Consider the following 14010-nt stretch of genomic DNA (forward strand, 5'->3'; position numbering starts at 1 on the left):
TAGGGCCATTGACCGTTCGGAACAATGTAGATTGGTGCTCAACTTGCGGGCGTGTTGAACCGGGTTCTTTTGCGATCACCGCGCTTCGCTAATCTACCGATCTTGCTCGCCAAACTCAAAAGAAAAAGTCTCCTTGGCACAATTGCACGATCGCGCGGTGACCTCATTCCGAGCAGGTTTCGTTCATCAGTGCCTACTTCGCAGGCCGTGATGACATTGCGTAGGTGCAAAAGCGTTGCGTTGTGCAAAACGACTTGGACGCGCGGCCGTTGTAGCCGAAACCGCGTCGGAGCGCATGCCCACAATCGGTCGAAGAAGCATCACACAGCTTCCTTAAATATGACAAAACTGACCCTGCCCGTGATGGCTTACTGTGCCTGAGCCATCGCATCCCGAAAGTACATGATGCCGGATCGTCACATCGCAATTGCAGTTGTCCTTGACACCGCAGGCCGTTACCTGTTCCAGCGCCGCGACGACATCCCGGGCATTGTCTATCCCGGGAGACTTTCGCTGTTCGGGGGCCATCGCGAGCCGGACGAGACATATCTTGCCTGCATCGCGCGCGAACTGCAGGAAGAACTCAGCTATCCGATTGCGCCCGAAAGGTTCGAGCTTCTGACAAGCCTCGATGAATGTGGTGAGGTTGTCGGAGGCGACATTGTCAGGGGCGCTGTACCGCGCACAGGCCGCCTCTAACCAATTAAAGAACCTGCACTTACACTCCAATCCATCACTGGCGCGAGTTGATCCTCAGGATTTGCGCGTTGTTCGCGGCGACAATCGTGGAGTTGGCGGTGCCGACCACCTGCTGGACGAACTGCAGGAACTTTGTCGTGTCGACGATGGCGGCGTTCGCTGCAAACAGCACGTCCTTGTCCCGCATTTCAAACTTGCTTGCGAGGAAGAAGCTGGCCGGATCCCGGAAGTCGGCGTTATACACCACGGGCACCAGCGGGCCGGAGTATTTGGAGCAGTCGATGCCCAGTCGTTCCGCCAGCTCGCGCGGCTCGCGCCGATAGACATAGACGCCCCCGGGCTCGGCCTGAGTATCAACCAGGCCGCCAGCCTTGGCCATCGCCTGCGCCATGGTGATCTTCCACATATCGAACGGGAACTGGGCCTGTCCCCCGAAGCTTCCTCCAATTGTGAACGCCCCAAAGGCGAGGAAGACCTGCGGTTCGCGGTAGACATAGATGGTGTCGCCGGGATGGACCCAGACGTTGTTGGCCGGCTGATATACCAAGGCTCCGAACGGAACCGTGGCACGCTTGCCGGCGCGCTCCAGCGTCACCCAGCTCTCCCAGCCCGGCCCCGTCAGGCCGCCAGCGCGCGCAATCAAGTCAAGGACCCGCTCGCCGGCCGCATTCGCCGTTAACCGAGCTGGCGTTCTCACCTCGCCCAGCACGCTGACGAGCGAGGTATTTTGCGTGATCAGGGATACCACCACCTGCGGCTCAATGGCCCGGTTTCCAATTGCCTTCACGATGTCCTGCTGGATCTCGATCGGGGTGCGGCCGTTGGCCTTCACTTGGCCGGCATACGGAACCGTAAGGAACCCGTTCAAATCAACGTTTTGGTTGGGCAAGGCCACGAAGTTACCTGGCCGCACGCCGGCCTCTGCTGGGATAAACAGGCCTCCGGCGGCGGCTTCGAAGATCGACACTGCCACCGTGTCGCCAATGCCGAACCTGATGCCTGGCGGCGGCCGGTGATCAGGAAATGACCCCGCGATTGCGCCCGGGCCATATTCCTTCAGGATGTCGACGACGGTCGGTGTGAGCTTGACCAGCTCGTAATCCGGCCCCGACCTTGTGATCTGGCTCTTGATGACGTGATCTTCCGGACCGGCCGAAGGCACGATCGAGCACCCCGCTGAAGACAGCAAAATGCCGAGCAAGCCACCCCATACTAAAACGCTGCGCCTCAAGACTAATCCCCATCACGTCCGAGTTTATACCTTAACCAATTCCCAAAGTGGCGCAAACGAAGCCGCAGGAGATGGTCAGAATAAGGAGAGACTGTCGCAGCCAAGAATAAGGGGATGTTGTTGCGGCGCGGTTACAGGGAGCCGCTCACGCGATGATAAATTAGGCAGAACGTGCCGAACTTGCATCGCGTTCGTGCGCGAGTTCCAAGTGATCAGCAGTTGTTGACCCATTAACGGGCGGCAAATGATTTCTCAATTCATCTGTTCGACGTATGCGGTTCTGTTGCGACCATTCATCTGCTGCAATGCCGTTTCATATTGCGGCTGAAACGCCTCGACCGACATTTCGTCGGGCGTCGAGGAAGCGAGATCGCCTTGGCACAAGGGACAAAATTGCGCGGCGCGATGGATCAAGTTTTGGATACGACTGTTGAGTAATAAGAATCTGATTCCAGTGAGGGTTGCTACTGCGCCTATCATGATGCGTGTAACCCTGCTCTGCGCTGCACTTTTGGTTGTGGCCGATGGTTCCGGCCGAGCCGAGCCGCCGCGTCCCGGCATGCTGAATTGCGCATCCGGCGTCAGCCCGGAGCAGCGTCAACGATGCGATGAAGAGGCCTTCAGGCAGGTCGAGACCGGCAGTCAATCGACACAGCTTGAGGGCGGATGGCGATTGGTGAAAAGCAAGAATCCTGACGGTGGCGCCGATGCCAATTCAGTGATGCATGTTGCCGACAGCGCGAAGTCGGACGGCGGCCTGGCGGGCTTGAGCCTGCGATGCGGGGGGAATGGCATCGAAGTGGTGCTGATCGTTCTTGAGCCCCTGTCGCGCTCGGCGCGACCGGCCGTGGTGCTGATGACGGGAGAAAAACGGGCTGAGTTCAAAGCATCCGTGATCCAGGGCGGTGAAGCGCTTCTGCTGCCCGCGGACGCCTCGAAGCTTGCGGCGGGCGACTGGCAGGATGCATCCGAGCTTTCGGTCGAGATTGAGACCGAGCCAACCGCAATCCGCGGAGCAGTTCCGATCGGCGGATTGTCTCTGGCTCTCCATTACCTGTCGCAGAACTGTTCTGCCCGATAAGTCAGACCACGAGGGAACTTTGTTACGTTGGGCGCGAGCGTGTTAGCCGACACAAACAGCCGCCGCGACGTGATCGGCGGACAGCGTGGCGTCGCGTGTCTGCTTGTGCGATAGTTACCGTCGCCTCCCACGGCGCGGTGATATCCATCCCGGCCTCGATCCCAATCCTGCTGCGAAGTCCTCCATTTTGTTGATCGCCTCTTCCCTTCTGACCATATTGCTGGCCACGACTCCGGTCTTGGCAATCGCTGACGGCGCTTTCGCGCGGCATGCGGTCGCGATCGTCGCAGCCATCATGCTAGCCATGGCGGCAAGGGGACCAGAGGCCGAACTCACGTCCACCGCACAGCTGCTGAAGCGATTTTTGCCCGCGATTCTGCTTCCGGTCGTCTGGATGGCACTGCAAACTTTTCCGGTGCCCTCTTCTTCGCTTGCAAACCCGATCTGGTCGACGACTTCGATCGCACTGAACGATCCATCGCTGCCGGGCCGCATCAGCGTTGATCCTGGCGCCACGCTGCGAAGCCTCTTTCTTTATCTGGTCGACGTGTCGCTGGTGGCGTCGACCGTCATCATCACCAAAGATCGCCACCGGGCCGAAACAGTCTTGTTCGTGTTGTGCGCGGTAACGACTTTCATGTCGCTCGAAGTCCTCCTTGGTCGGCTCGATTTGTTCGCAGGGATGATTCCCGACGCAGGTGCACCCCCGAGCCCGTTTCCGGCCGCAACCGCGCTCGCCGTGGTGACGAACGGCGCGCTCGTTGGCAGGGCCATCGAACGACACTTGCACCAGCAGGACATCAGCAATCTGGCCTCCGTCCCGCTATGGCTCGGGATTCTCTCCGGCCTGGCCGGAATTGCCGTAGCGTTCGCAGCGATGGCGGCCTTCGCAGGTGGCATGTTGTTGGCGGTCACTGGCTTGGGATTGACCGTGATCGTCTTCATCGCCGCCGCCCGCCGCCTGGGGTTTCGCCCCTGGCCATCGGCGATCTTGTTTGCAGTTGTCGTGGCGATGGCCGGCGCCATCGCCGGGCCGCACGTCCACTCCAGCGGTTCGGGCCTGCCTGGACTCGTCAGCTTCGCCCCGGACGCCGTTGCATTGGCAGCACGCATGCTCGCTGATGCATCCTGGTTGGGCAACGGTGTGGGAACATTCGAGCTGGCATCGAGAGCCTATCAGGAACTCGACGCCACAGCGTTAGCGGTTCCCCCTTCCACCGCGGTTTTGATCGCCATCGAGTCGGGACGATTGGCGGTTGTGATCCTGGCGGGCTTCGCCACCCAGCTCTTCTTCGCTACCTTTCGCGGCGCCGTTCGGCGGGGTCGCGATTTCTTTTTCGCAGCGGCCGCGGCCGCCGGCGTTCTGGTTGTACTCTGCGAGAGCTTCCTTGATTCAAGCATCTCAAGCCCCACGACCCAGATCATCGTGGCCGTGTTGGTCGGACTGGGACTTGCGCAATCCGTTGGCCGGACCGGCGACGTCAACCGCTAGACTAGGCGACAACGTGCTCGCGCCGTAAGAAGGCCTTACGTTGGATAGCTTTGTATTGAACCGGTCCCATCGAGAATGAGTTCCTTGAGCAGATTTCGCATCCTCCTGATGGCATTGGCACTGACCATCGGATTTTATGCAGTTGCCTCGGCCATAGCGGAGATGACGGCGCTGGAGCGCACGGCATTTCCGACCGATGCAGCAAAGATCGGCTCGCCCAGGGCTGGAGACGTGCCCTCCTTGCTGGCAACGCTCTCGCCCTTCAGATCTGATCTAGAAGGCAACCATGCCTTGACCGCCGCGCTGCAGGCGATCGAGTCCGGCCGGCAAAAGCCCGCGACCGTACGATCCGCAGTGCATGCCGACGCGCTCGGCAGGGTCAGGCAGACGCTGTCGATCTCGCCTTACAATCCCGAACTGTGGCTGGCGCTGGCGCTGCTCCAGGCCCAGCGTGACCCCCGCGATCCCGTCGTGGTCGAGGCACTGAAGATGGCGTATTTTACCGCGCCAAACGACGCGCGTTTGATGCCGGTGCGGCTCGACATCGCGGCTCGTTTCGATGCGCTCGGCGTTCCGGACGTCAAGGACCTCGTAGGCAACGACGTTCAGCTGATCATGACCCGCCGGCCCGAGTTGAAACCCGCGATCGTGTCGGCCTATCGGCGGGCATCAGACCTCGGCAAAGCTTTCCTGCGAGACGCGGTTCAATCGATCGATCCGACTTTCGTTCCGGCACTGCGCGGCTAAGAATCGGGCACGAGGCGGTCGCGAGTTCAGGAGCAGACCGGCCAGCAGCGCAAACAGGAGAAGCGGATGGTCTTACAGATCCATCTCAGCCACATTTCATTCGATTTCCGACGGCAACATCGGTGTGGTTGCTCGTACTGGCACGAACGTCTAAGGTTAACCGCAATCAGGGGAGCAAAAGCGATGTCACGATCCTATGTCGGCCTTGTCGCGCTCGCCTCGACTGTGATCATTTTCGCGGCGTCGGCGCGCGCCGCCGACTTTCCGGCCCATCCGCGGCAAGCCCGCTCCGCGGCTCCTGTCTTACAGATCGATCGTGGGCCGAGCCCTTATTGCGGTCCGCGATGCGGTTCCCCGACCGCCGTTCTTGTTCGGCATCGCTCGCTCGAAAAGGGCTATCCCTACACCTTTGATCCGCGCACCAGGACCGACGAACCGCACTATTACTACGGTCCCAACCGGACTTACGTCCGGTTTCCAGATCCACGTAATCCCGATCTGGTCTTTCAATATTGAGAGAAAGCCCATCCGCGCGAACTGGCGAATGAGGTCGGCGTTATCCGGACTCTCGGGCGTTGCTTGCAGGATTGGGTGCGCTAGGAATCCTGAAGGCCCAGCGGGCGGAGCGGGCTAGCCTATGATCTGGTCATGTAGGGCGCGTACATCAGATAGCGCGCACGGCGTTGATGCGAGCGCCGCGCGTGCGTCGCAAAGCCAGACACGAATCCTGCCGAAAAGATCGCGAAGATCAGAGCTGGAAGCATGTTGGATGTCCTGTACAGCGTCAGGACATTTCATTCCCGAGTCGTGACGAGATGATTGAATCCTGACGCCGAAAGATTGTTCATCTCCTGAAGTTTTTTTGTGCAGCGCAGCGCCGTTAGCGTCGCGGAGCGCTTGCGCGCCATCCACGCCAAGACTATGCAATTCAGGATCATGCGTGGTGCCCAGACGCTTGGCGGAGTAACGCACTGCATTGACGATCGCGATCCTGCCGAACCAGACCAAACTTGCTCTACGCCTTGTTCCGCGGCACCGAGCCGGCGCAGCCAGACCTGCGGTTGCGGGGGACACGTGCCCCTGCGTCGCGCGAGACGATCTGAGTGCTTTTTGTCCGTGATGCCCAGTCTTGGCGCCCTTTTGCAAGTGCTTTGGCGTACCCATAGGCACCCGCGGACTTTGATTCGTGAGACTTGCCTCGCGGCTGCGGTGTTTCAGGGCTAACATGTTCCGATACTTTCGCGAGAGCTCCCGCCGCCAGATGTTGTCCCCGCGCCGACCTCGTTCGTCGAAGAACAAGCCGAAACTGCCAGACGGGGTGCGAATCTACGCGATGACCGATATTCATGGTTGCGCGCATTTGCTGAAGCAGATGCTGCGGGTCATCGACGCCGACCTTGCGCGCAGCCGTCCGCGCTACGCCATCGAGGTGTACATGGGCGATTACGTCGACCGCGGCCCGGATTCACGATCAACCCTCGACATCCTGATCAACCGCAGCCGCCGAGGCAACACGGTCTTCCTGAAGGGAAACCACGAGGTGTTTCTCGGCAATGTCCTGCGCAACCCGTCGCTTCTGACAGAGTGGCTCCATGTCGGCGGGCTGTACACGCTGATGTCGTATGGGCTGGCCCCTTCCCCCGCCCCGGGCGATGAGGAGCGCCAGATTCTGGTGCGGGAATTGGCGCGCGCGATGCCGCGCCCGCACCTCGAGTTTCTCAGCAAGCTGCGGCTGACCTTCACCTGTGGGGATTTCTTTTTCGTCCACGCCGGCGTCCGTCCTGGCGTCCCGCTTGCCGAACAGCAAGAGACAGACCTGCTCTGGATCCGCGAGGAGTTTCTCCAAAGTCAGCAGAACTTCGGCAAATACATCGTGCATGGCCACACGCCGGTACGCAGCCCCGAGCTGCTGGAAAACCGGGCGAATATCGATACCGGTGCTTATGCCACCGGCAACCTCACATTGATGACGATGCAGGGCGCTAGCATGCTTGCCGTCTGAAACCGGCTCCGGCTCATGCGGCTCAGCTCCTGCGCCCGGGAAGCAGCTCAGCACATTTATTTCTGCAGCCCTTGATCCTCATCGGGGACAGGAAATAGACCAAAGGCGTGCCAGCCTGACGGAGTGGTGCGTGGCTGTCTCAGTAAGCTTCCTGATACATCAGCGCGGCCGCTGTACGGAGAATGATCCGGATGTCCAGCCAGATGCTCCAGTTGCTCACATACCAGACGTCGTACTCGACGCGCTTCTCCATCAGGTCGATGGTCGGCGTCTCGCCGCGGAAGCCGTTGACCTGGGCCCAGCCGGTTAAGCCTGGCTTCATGTGGTGGCGATAGACGTATTTGCTGATCAGCTGGTCGTAATAGTTGTCGTGGGCGAGCGCGTGCGGACGCGGCCCGACCAGGGACATCTCGCCCCGCAGCACGTTCCAGAGCTGCGGCAACTCGTCGATGCTGGTCTTGCGCAGGAAGCGCCCGACCCGCGTCACCCGCGAGTCCCGCTTCGTGGCCTGCCTGACCGCGGCGCCGTTCTCGGACACGGTCATGCTGCGGAATTTCCAGATTTGGAACGGCTTGCTGTTGAAGCCGCGCCGGGACTGCCGGAAGATGACCGGGCCTGGTGTATCGAGCTTGACCAGCAGCGCGGCCGTCAGGATCAACGGTGCCAGCAACAACAGCGCAAAGGAAGCGAGCCCGATGTCGAGCAAGCGCTTCTGAACCCGTTCGAAAATCGACAGCGGCGGCCGCTGGATCTCGATCGCCACCGTTCCGCTGACCGGCAAGAACGGCCGCGAGACCAGATCGGCGATCGGAAAATCGGGCAAAAGGCGGATCGGCTGCGGAACCATCCGCAGATGCTGGCTCAGCTTCTGCAGCATCGGCAGTTCGTTCCAGTCGATCGCCACGAGATACTCGTCGACGTTGGCGTCGCGCGATTGCCGGAGCACAGCGGAAATCTGCTGATTCCAGGCGTCGTCGTCCTGGTCCGGGGCCGCGTGGAGCACGAAATGGCGTACGACGTCGAAGCCGTGCTTACGAAGATCTTTGAACCGGTTCGAGGTGAAATCCAGCGCGCGAAGGCTGAGCAGGATGACCTTGCGGTCAATCAGCCGTTCCTTGGCGAAGGCCGACGACAGGCAGTAGCGCCAGACCACGCGGTGCGTGACGAGCCCGGTCGCCCCGATTACCGTGAACAGGATCATGGTGCCGCGGGACATGTTGGCAGTCGACTTCAAGAGGAAGGCCGCGACTGCCAGCGTGGTCAACGCGAAGAGCCAAGTGAAGATAACCTTACGCGATTGCCAAAGCGTGTTCAACAATCTGTGGTTGTCGTATGCACCCTGAAAATAAGCAGCGATCACGAACACCATGCCGACGATCAGCCCGGCCCCGACCGAATAGTCCGGATCGGCCGGCGAATTTATGAAGTCGCGATAGAGCGCGCCCGCAGCCACGTAGCTCGCCAGGATCAGAAGGAAGTCGCCGGCGATGATGAAGAGCTGAAACGGTCTCTGCAACGAGGTGCCGCGGTTCGACGTCAGGATGCGGAGACCATCGGAGCCATACGTGGTTGCAGACATCTCGAACCTCATCACTTCAACGGCCGCGGGCGGCGCAAACGAAAATCGACAAATACAATGGATGCCGGCAGGAAAAATTCGAACACGGAGAAAACGATCTCGGGACCAAAAACGATCTCGGCACCAAACATGGCTAGGAAAGTTTCAGTTTCGCGCGCTGGGATTGGCGCGAGTGCCAGCGGAAGTTGTTTACCAAACGCAGCGATATTGTGGCGCCGCACCAAGAAAATCAATCTCGTTTTTGCATTGCAAAATTGTGACGCGCGCTTTGATCACAGCATGATGCATGATCAATCAATTCGTGATGCACGAGTGTTCAACCGTGGGTGTGGAACCAGCGCGCGTTGAGAAACGAGCAACGAAAAGCGACCGGCTGCAAAACTTGACATCACGCTGTTGACACTTCCTTGAGCAACAGCCGCACTCTTGTGATGACGGCACTGCGAAAAGGAATGCCTCAATTCTGCTTCTGCGCAAGCCATTCAATCCACACGCAATCTTGACGTCAGGAAAATTCGATCGTGGTCATTAAAGCAATCTTAGGTCGGGGCCATTAGGGAGTGTGGCGTTGAGGAGTAATAAGTGTGACCGCGTTGGCGATTAGCAGTGCATTGTTCGGATTGGCTTTGGGAATCCGGTTCAGGTTTTTTGTTCTATTGCCAGTCCTGTTCATGGGATTGCTGCTCGTCGTCGTGCTTTCGATCGCGCAGGAGCTGCCTCTCGCTCAGGCACTGACCACCACCGTCGTGTTCGCCTGCTTCCTGCAGCTCGGATATCTGATAAGCGCCGTGCTCAAGCACGCGGTCGGCCCCGCAATCGTCGTCGACCGCGGAACGCGGCTCGGGGAGTCCGAAGTTTCGTTGAGGCCCTGAGAGAGGCGCGTCCTCCACTGGTCTGAACGCCGCCACAATTGGCGCAATCTCGATCAAGAAAGTGCAAAAAAACGGCATCCGGCAGGCGCCGACGGCCAAAAGCCCCCTTCGTGCCGAATTCCTGAGCCGGTTGCGGTTGTCTTTCACCTGCGGCGATTTCTTCTTTGTGGACGCCGGCGTGGACCGGAAATCTGACGCTGCTGTCGATCCAGGGACAAGCCTGCTTGAGGTGTGAGCGATCGCTGCGGCGAGGCGGCTAGAGCCTTAGCCACGTGGAAACCGGTTCGCGTGAGGAAAACGCGTCAAAACAAGAATCTTCCCATTCCGAATTCCATCGGAAGGCAAAAGACTCTAGACGCGATGGTAGTCGCGATACCAGGCGACGAATGTCGCGATCCCCTGCTCGATCGCGACCCGTGGCCGGAAACCGATGTCACGCACGAGGTCGTCGACGTCGGCAAAGGTATCGAGCACATCGCCCGGCTGCATCGGAAGCAGGTTCTTCTGCGCGACCCGGCCCAACCCCTTCTCGAGCAGCGCGACGACGTGCATCAATTCTTCCGGCTTGCTGTTGCCGACATTGTAGATGCGCCACGGCGCCCTGCTTGTGCCCGGATCCGGCTCTGCGCCGGACCAGTTCGGGTCGCCCTGCGGCGCGCGGTCGATGATCCGGCTGATCGCCTCGACGACATCGTCGACATGGGTGAAGTCGCGCCGCATCTTACCGTGATTGAACAGGTTGATCGGCTGCCCCGACGTGATCGCCTTGGCGAACAGATAGAGCGCCATGTCGGGCCGATACCACGGTCCGTACACCGTGAAAAGGCGAAGACCGGTGGTCGGAAGGCGATAGAGATGGCTGTAGGAATGCGCCAGCAGCTCGTTGGCCTTCTTGGTCGCGGCATACAGGCTGAGCGGATGATCGACGTTGTCGTGCACCGAAAACGGCAGCTTGGTGTTGGCGCCGTAGACCGACGACGACGACGCGAACACGAGATGCCGGCATTCGACCTGGCGGCAGCCCTCCAGCAAATTCACGAAGCCTTCCAGATTGGAATCGGCGTAAGCGTGCGGATTTTGCAGCGAGTATCGCACGCCGGCCTGCGCAGCCAGGTGCACCACGGTGGGAAAGCGATGTCGCGCAAACAGCGCCCGCACCCCTGCGCGATCGGCCAGGTCAAGCTTCTCGAACGTGAAGTTGGTATGTGCCTTGAGCCGATCGAGCCGCGCCAGCTTGAGCGCCGGATCATAATAGTCGTTGAGATTGTCGATGCCGATGACGGACCTGCCCTCGCCCAGCAAGCGCTGTGTGAGGTGAAAGCCGATAAAGCCCGCACACCCCGTAACTAGCAAATTGGCCACAATCCGCTTCTCACCAATGCCGCCGAACGGCCGCGGGCGCGATTTCGCCGGCTTCGACCCGGATTCGCCCGAACAGGGCGGCATTCCAACCGATATTGCACCGGGGATCAAGCACGAACGGCGGCAGCCAGGGCCGGACGGTCCGTGCGACTAGCTGGAGATCGTGGCCTTGTAGTTGGGAAAACGGCTCAGCACCGCAGTCTTCATGAACTTGAAGTGGCTGATCTCGGTCGCGAGCTCCTTCAGCCGCCGCTGCCCGTTGGATATCTCTGTCGTGAACAGGTCCTGATGGTGGTTGTCGAGCGCCTCGCGCTCCAGATATTCGTCGGTGCCGTTGCCGAACGTCACGGCTGCCCGGGCCAGCACATCGTCGACCCGGCGGCTCAGACCGGCCTGCTCGCTTTCCGCCGCATGCAGCGCGGTTTCGATCGCGGCCATGATCGCGCCGATCCGGGCCCGGTCGGTTTCGGCGTCGCGCTCCGGCGAGCGCGCCCTGAAACCCTCGTCACCGAGGCGAGCCTTGATGTAGTTGTGCGCTCGGGTGCGCAAAAACAGCTGAAACATCCGCGTTTGTCCGGTTCAGGCGCAATCAGGAGACGGCCGCTCCAAAATCGCCCCGTCTTAGTTAAGGAAGGGTAAATCCCGGTCGCGTGCGCTACGGCGGTCGGCCCGCCATTGCAGCCAAGCGCGATCGTGCTTGCTGTACAGCTCGAGCCAACGCTGTGCCGGCTTGCTGGCAGGACGGCCGCCGGCGTCCCACAGCACATGTCCGTCGTGGATGGGGCCCGAGAGGTGATCGAGCCGCTCGAACTCGAACGTCTCTTCGTAGGTGAGGCCGATCAGAACGCGCCGGCCGTCATCGTCGATGAAGTAGCGCCGTGGCAAATTATTCCCGAGATCAGTCATCTTGCGCGAGCTCGCCTGCGATCCAGGGACCGGTTCGACCCGCCAGCCAGCGGCGGTAGACCCACATGAAAGCGGCAGCGCCGATGACGCGCACAAGCAGAACGACCAACCATCCCACCACGCATACCCCTCGACCAAATCAGTCAACGCAACCAGCCCTCCATACAAGAGCCGTGCCACGTCGGCGGCATACCCCGCCGCGCGGGCACGGGTCATCCGCGCCCGCAACCGTCGTCATGCCAACCGTCGTTATGCCATGAGCAAGCCTGCGGTGGCGCGAAGATCGGCGCCGCTAGAATGCCCGGCGCGCATGACCGAATGTCGTGGAAGGCGATCTCGATCTGCCGGACAGCATACCCCGCTTGTACGATCGCCAGGCCCGCGCGCCGTATCCGGCAAAGAAGCCTGCGAAGAACGTCGTCAACAAGATCAGACCACCAAGCATTGTCTGTCGTCCCGATTCACCATGTTCGTATCTTCAGTCCGAAGTTGTGACCACATCATGATTCAGAGCGCTGAAAGATTGTTCATCCGCTGAATTTTTTGTGCAGCTCAACGCTGCTAAACCGATCAGCGCACGTGCGCGAAGTTCCCACTGCTCACGAAAAAAACCACAGGGTGAACTTCAGGAACATCGTGCTCAGCAGATAGATCCATCCCGTCATCGCCAGTACGACCAATCCGACAAAGACGCCGGAAAGACTTCTCTCTTTCAACTGCACCAGCAGAGGAAATTTGAATCGATAAAACATGTATCGGGCTCGCCCCAGAGTCGCCGGTCAGACCTAGCCATTAAATTCGATAATCTCATGACGCGCGTCGCGACATCACCCGGCAGCGTGCACATCGTGAGCTATCGCGCCTTCACAATCGCGCGCGCGGATCGGATCTTCGCGACATGATTTGCCGCGCAGCGGAATCGCGCCGCTCCGCTCGCTGCGGGTTCGTTCGCTGCCGGTTCGCTCGGCGATCGACACGTCACACTGGCTGGTGAAGCCCGGGGTGCACTCGCCGGACCAGCGCAAATGTCCCGCAAGTTCATGCGCCGACGCGGCAAATCCGGCCGGCGGGGGCCCTACCACGGGTGAAATCTGTGCTAGAGCTAGGCTGGGCAACGCTCAGATGTTGCGGGGCGAGAGGTGCGATGAAGGGGATAATTCTGGCGGGTGGAACCGGGACGCGGCTGTATCCGGTGACGACGGTGGTCTCCAAGCAATTGCTGCCGGTGTTCGACAAGCCGATGATCTACTATCCGTTGTCGACACTCATGCTCGCGGGAATCAAGGACATCCTGATCATCACCACGCCGGAGGATCAGCACCTGTTCCGCCGCTTGCTCGGCGAAGGCGGCGAGATCGGCCTCACCATCTCCTACGCGGCGCAGCAGCAGCCACGCGGCCTCGCCGATGCCTTCATCGTCGGCCGCGAATTCGTCGGCAACGACAACGTCGCGCTGATCCTTGGCGATAACATCTTCTATGGTCACGGCCTCAGCGACAAGCTGAAGCGCGCCGGCGGCAAGACCAGCGGCGCGACGATTTTCGGCTACGCGGTCGGCTCACCAAAGAATTATGGCGTCGTCGAGCTGGACGGCCAGAGACGGCCGATCTCGATCGAGGAAAAGCCGGCGCAGCCGAAGTCGGACATCGCGGTGACCGGCCTCTATTTCTATGACAACGCGGTTCTCGACATTGCCGCCGCGGTGAAGCCGTCGGCGCGGGGCGAACTCGAGATCACCGATATCAATCGCGCCTATATGGAACGAGGCGAGCTCTTCGTCGAAATGCTCCATCGCGGCTTTGCCTGGCTCGATACCGGCACGCATTCGTCGCTGGTCGAAGCCAGTCACTTCGTCCAGATTCTCGAGCAGCGGCAGGGTTTGCGCATTGCCTGTATCGAAGAGGTTGCGCTGCGGATGGGAAACATCACGCTCGATCAGTTCCACCATCTGGCGCAGCGGTCGGCGAAGAGCAGCTACGGCGAATATCTGCTCTCGGTCTATCACAGCGTCACCAAGTCCCAGCATTAGCTATCCGATG

18 protein-coding genes are annotated in these 14010 nt (G+C 60.3%); 9 read left to right on the forward strand and 9 right to left on the reverse strand.

What is annotated here, in order from left to right; all coding sequences use genetic code 11:
- The first annotated feature begins 405 nt into the window (after window positions 1–405).
- A complete protein-coding gene (locus ACP2YO_RS30965) occupies window positions 406–699 on the forward strand; it encodes an NUDIX domain-containing protein (protein WP_426434932.1) in 294 nt (97 codons plus the stop codon).
- A 34-nt stretch (window positions 700–733) separates the two neighbouring features.
- On the opposite strand, the gene ACP2YO_RS30970 is transcribed toward ACP2YO_RS30965, so the two are convergent.
- The gene (locus ACP2YO_RS30970) at window positions 734–1900 is read right to left on the reverse strand and encodes a polysaccharide biosynthesis/export family protein (protein WP_426434933.1); all 1167 of its coding nucleotides are present in this window, start codon (window positions 1898–1900) and stop codon (window positions 734–736) included.
- A 282-nt stretch (window positions 1901–2182) separates the two neighbouring features.
- Window positions 2183–2491: a hypothetical protein gene (locus ACP2YO_RS30975; RefSeq protein ID WP_426434934.1), complete on the reverse strand. Its 309-nt coding sequence runs from the start codon at window positions 2489–2491 to the stop codon at window positions 2183–2185.
- Here ACP2YO_RS30975 and ACP2YO_RS30980 point away from each other — a divergent pair.
- From ACP2YO_RS30980 to ACP2YO_RS30995, 4 genes are all read left to right on the forward strand, one after another.
- On the forward strand, window positions 2490–3011 hold the full coding sequence (locus ACP2YO_RS30980) for a hypothetical protein (RefSeq protein ID WP_426434935.1): 522 nt from the start codon (window positions 2490–2492) through the stop codon (window positions 3009–3011). The genes ACP2YO_RS30975 and ACP2YO_RS30980 overlap by 2 nt on opposite strands.
- Window positions 3012–3096: 85 nt before the next feature.
- Window positions 3097–4503 (forward strand): hypothetical protein, encoded by a 1407-nt coding sequence (locus ACP2YO_RS30985; RefSeq protein WP_426434936.1) that lies wholly within the window; start codon window positions 3097–3099, stop codon window positions 4501–4503.
- Window positions 4504–4587: 84 nt separating this feature from the next.
- Window positions 4588–5250, forward strand: coding sequence for a hypothetical protein (locus tag ACP2YO_RS30990; protein WP_426434937.1), 663 nt, complete (start codon window positions 4588–4590; stop codon window positions 5248–5250).
- 183 nt (window positions 5251–5433) lie between these two features.
- The gene (locus ACP2YO_RS30995; RefSeq protein WP_426434938.1) at window positions 5434–5766 is read left to right on the forward strand and encodes a hypothetical protein; all 333 of its coding nucleotides are present in this window, start codon (window positions 5434–5436) and stop codon (window positions 5764–5766) included.
- 114 nt (window positions 5767–5880) lie between these two features.
- Here the strand turns inward: ACP2YO_RS30995 and ACP2YO_RS31000 are convergent, their stop codons facing one another.
- On the reverse strand, window positions 5881–6258 hold the full coding sequence (locus ACP2YO_RS31000; RefSeq protein ID WP_426434939.1) for a hypothetical protein: 378 nt from the start codon (window positions 6256–6258) through the stop codon (window positions 5881–5883).
- Between the two features lie 253 nt (window positions 6259–6511).
- On the opposite strand from ACP2YO_RS31000, the gene ACP2YO_RS31005 reads away from it, so the two are divergent.
- Window positions 6512–7252, forward strand: a complete 741-nt coding sequence (locus ACP2YO_RS31005; RefSeq protein WP_426434940.1) for a metallophosphoesterase — start codon at window positions 6512–6514, stop codon at window positions 7250–7252.
- A gap of 139 nt (window positions 7253–7391) precedes the next feature.
- Here the strand turns inward: ACP2YO_RS31005 and ACP2YO_RS31010 are convergent, their stop codons facing one another.
- Both ACP2YO_RS31010 and ACP2YO_RS31015 read right to left on the reverse strand, forming a co-directional pair.
- Window positions 7392–8831 (reverse strand): undecaprenyl-phosphate glucose phosphotransferase, encoded by a 1440-nt coding sequence (locus ACP2YO_RS31010; RefSeq protein ID WP_426434941.1) that lies wholly within the window; start codon window positions 8829–8831, stop codon window positions 7392–7394.
- Between the two features lie 11 nt (window positions 8832–8842).
- Window positions 8843–9055 (reverse strand): hypothetical protein, encoded by a 213-nt coding sequence (locus tag ACP2YO_RS31015; RefSeq protein WP_426434942.1) that lies wholly within the window; start codon window positions 9053–9055, stop codon window positions 8843–8845.
- Between the two features lie 432 nt (window positions 9056–9487).
- Between ACP2YO_RS31015 and ACP2YO_RS31020 the strand changes: the two genes are divergently transcribed.
- Together ACP2YO_RS31020 and ACP2YO_RS31025 are read left to right on the forward strand one after the other, a co-directional pair.
- Complete coding sequence (locus tag ACP2YO_RS31020) at window positions 9488–9703, forward strand: hypothetical protein (RefSeq protein WP_426434943.1); 216 nt, start codon at window positions 9488–9490, stop codon at window positions 9701–9703.
- A 61-nt stretch (window positions 9704–9764) separates the two neighbouring features.
- Complete coding sequence (locus tag ACP2YO_RS31025) at window positions 9765–9938, forward strand: hypothetical protein (protein ID WP_426434944.1); 174 nt, start codon at window positions 9765–9767, stop codon at window positions 9936–9938.
- 116 nt (window positions 9939–10054) lie between these two features.
- Here the strand turns inward: ACP2YO_RS31025 and ACP2YO_RS31030 are convergent, their stop codons facing one another.
- The 4 genes from ACP2YO_RS31030 to ACP2YO_RS31045 all read right to left on the reverse strand — a co-directional run bounded on the left by ACP2YO_RS31030 (window position 10055) and on the right by ACP2YO_RS31045 (window position 12723).
- A complete protein-coding gene (locus tag ACP2YO_RS31030) occupies window positions 10055–11065 on the reverse strand; it encodes an NAD-dependent epimerase (RefSeq protein ID WP_426434945.1) in 1011 nt (336 codons plus the stop codon).
- Between the two features lie 150 nt (window positions 11066–11215).
- A complete protein-coding gene (locus ACP2YO_RS31035) occupies window positions 11216–11629 on the reverse strand; it encodes a hypothetical protein (RefSeq protein WP_426434946.1) in 414 nt (137 codons plus the stop codon).
- A 57-nt stretch (window positions 11630–11686) separates the two neighbouring features.
- On the reverse strand, window positions 11687–11971 hold the full coding sequence (locus ACP2YO_RS31040) for a hypothetical protein (protein WP_426434947.1): 285 nt from the start codon (window positions 11969–11971) through the stop codon (window positions 11687–11689).
- A gap of 599 nt (window positions 11972–12570) precedes the next feature.
- Window positions 12571–12723 (reverse strand): hypothetical protein, encoded by a 153-nt coding sequence (locus ACP2YO_RS31045; protein WP_426434948.1) that lies wholly within the window; start codon window positions 12721–12723, stop codon window positions 12571–12573.
- Window positions 12724–13115: 392 nt separating this feature from the next.
- On the opposite strand from ACP2YO_RS31045, the gene rfbA reads away from it, so the two are divergent.
- Window positions 13116–14000, forward strand: a complete 885-nt coding sequence (gene rfbA, locus ACP2YO_RS31050; RefSeq protein ID WP_426434949.1) for a glucose-1-phosphate thymidylyltransferase RfbA — start codon at window positions 13116–13118, stop codon at window positions 13998–14000.
- Window positions 14001–14010 lie beyond the last annotated feature (10 nt).

The sequence above is a fragment of the Bradyrhizobium genosp. P genome (genome assembly GCF_049949265.1).
In the GTDB taxonomy this organism is placed as follows: domain Bacteria; phylum Pseudomonadota; class Alphaproteobacteria; order Rhizobiales; family Xanthobacteraceae; genus Bradyrhizobium.

Coding starts and splice junctions, on each gene's coding strand:
- ACP2YO_RS31045 (WP_426434948.1), bottom strand. CDS start 12,723: ATGTTTTATCGATTCAAATTTCCTCTGCTGGTGCAGTTGAAAGAGAGA.
- ACP2YO_RS30980 (WP_426434935.1), top strand. CDS start 2,490: ATGCTGAATTGCGCATCCGGCGTCAGCCCGGAGCAGCGTCAACGATGC.
- ACP2YO_RS31035 (WP_426434946.1), bottom strand. CDS start 11,629: ATGTTTCAGCTGTTTTTGCGCACCCGAGCGCACAACTACATCAAGGCT.
- ACP2YO_RS31005 (WP_426434940.1), top strand. CDS start 6,512: ATGTTGTCCCCGCGCCGACCTCGTTCGTCGAAGAACAAGCCGAAACTG.
- ACP2YO_RS30995 (WP_426434938.1), top strand. CDS start 5,434: ATGTCACGATCCTATGTCGGCCTTGTCGCGCTCGCCTCGACTGTGATC.
- ACP2YO_RS31010 (WP_426434941.1), bottom strand. CDS start 8,831: ATGTCTGCAACCACGTATGGCTCCGATGGTCTCCGCATCCTGACGTCG.
- rfbA (WP_426434949.1), top strand. CDS start 13,116: ATGAAGGGGATAATTCTGGCGGGTGGAACCGGGACGCGGCTGTATCCG.
- ACP2YO_RS30965 (WP_426434932.1), top strand. CDS start 406: ATGCCGGATCGTCACATCGCAATTGCAGTTGTCCTTGACACCGCAGGC.
- ACP2YO_RS30975 (WP_426434934.1), bottom strand. CDS start 2,491: ATGCCGGGACGCGGCGGCTCGGCTCGGCCGGAACCATCGGCCACAACC.
- ACP2YO_RS31040 (WP_426434947.1), bottom strand. CDS start 11,971: ATGACTGATCTCGGGAATAATTTGCCACGGCGCTACTTCATCGACGAT.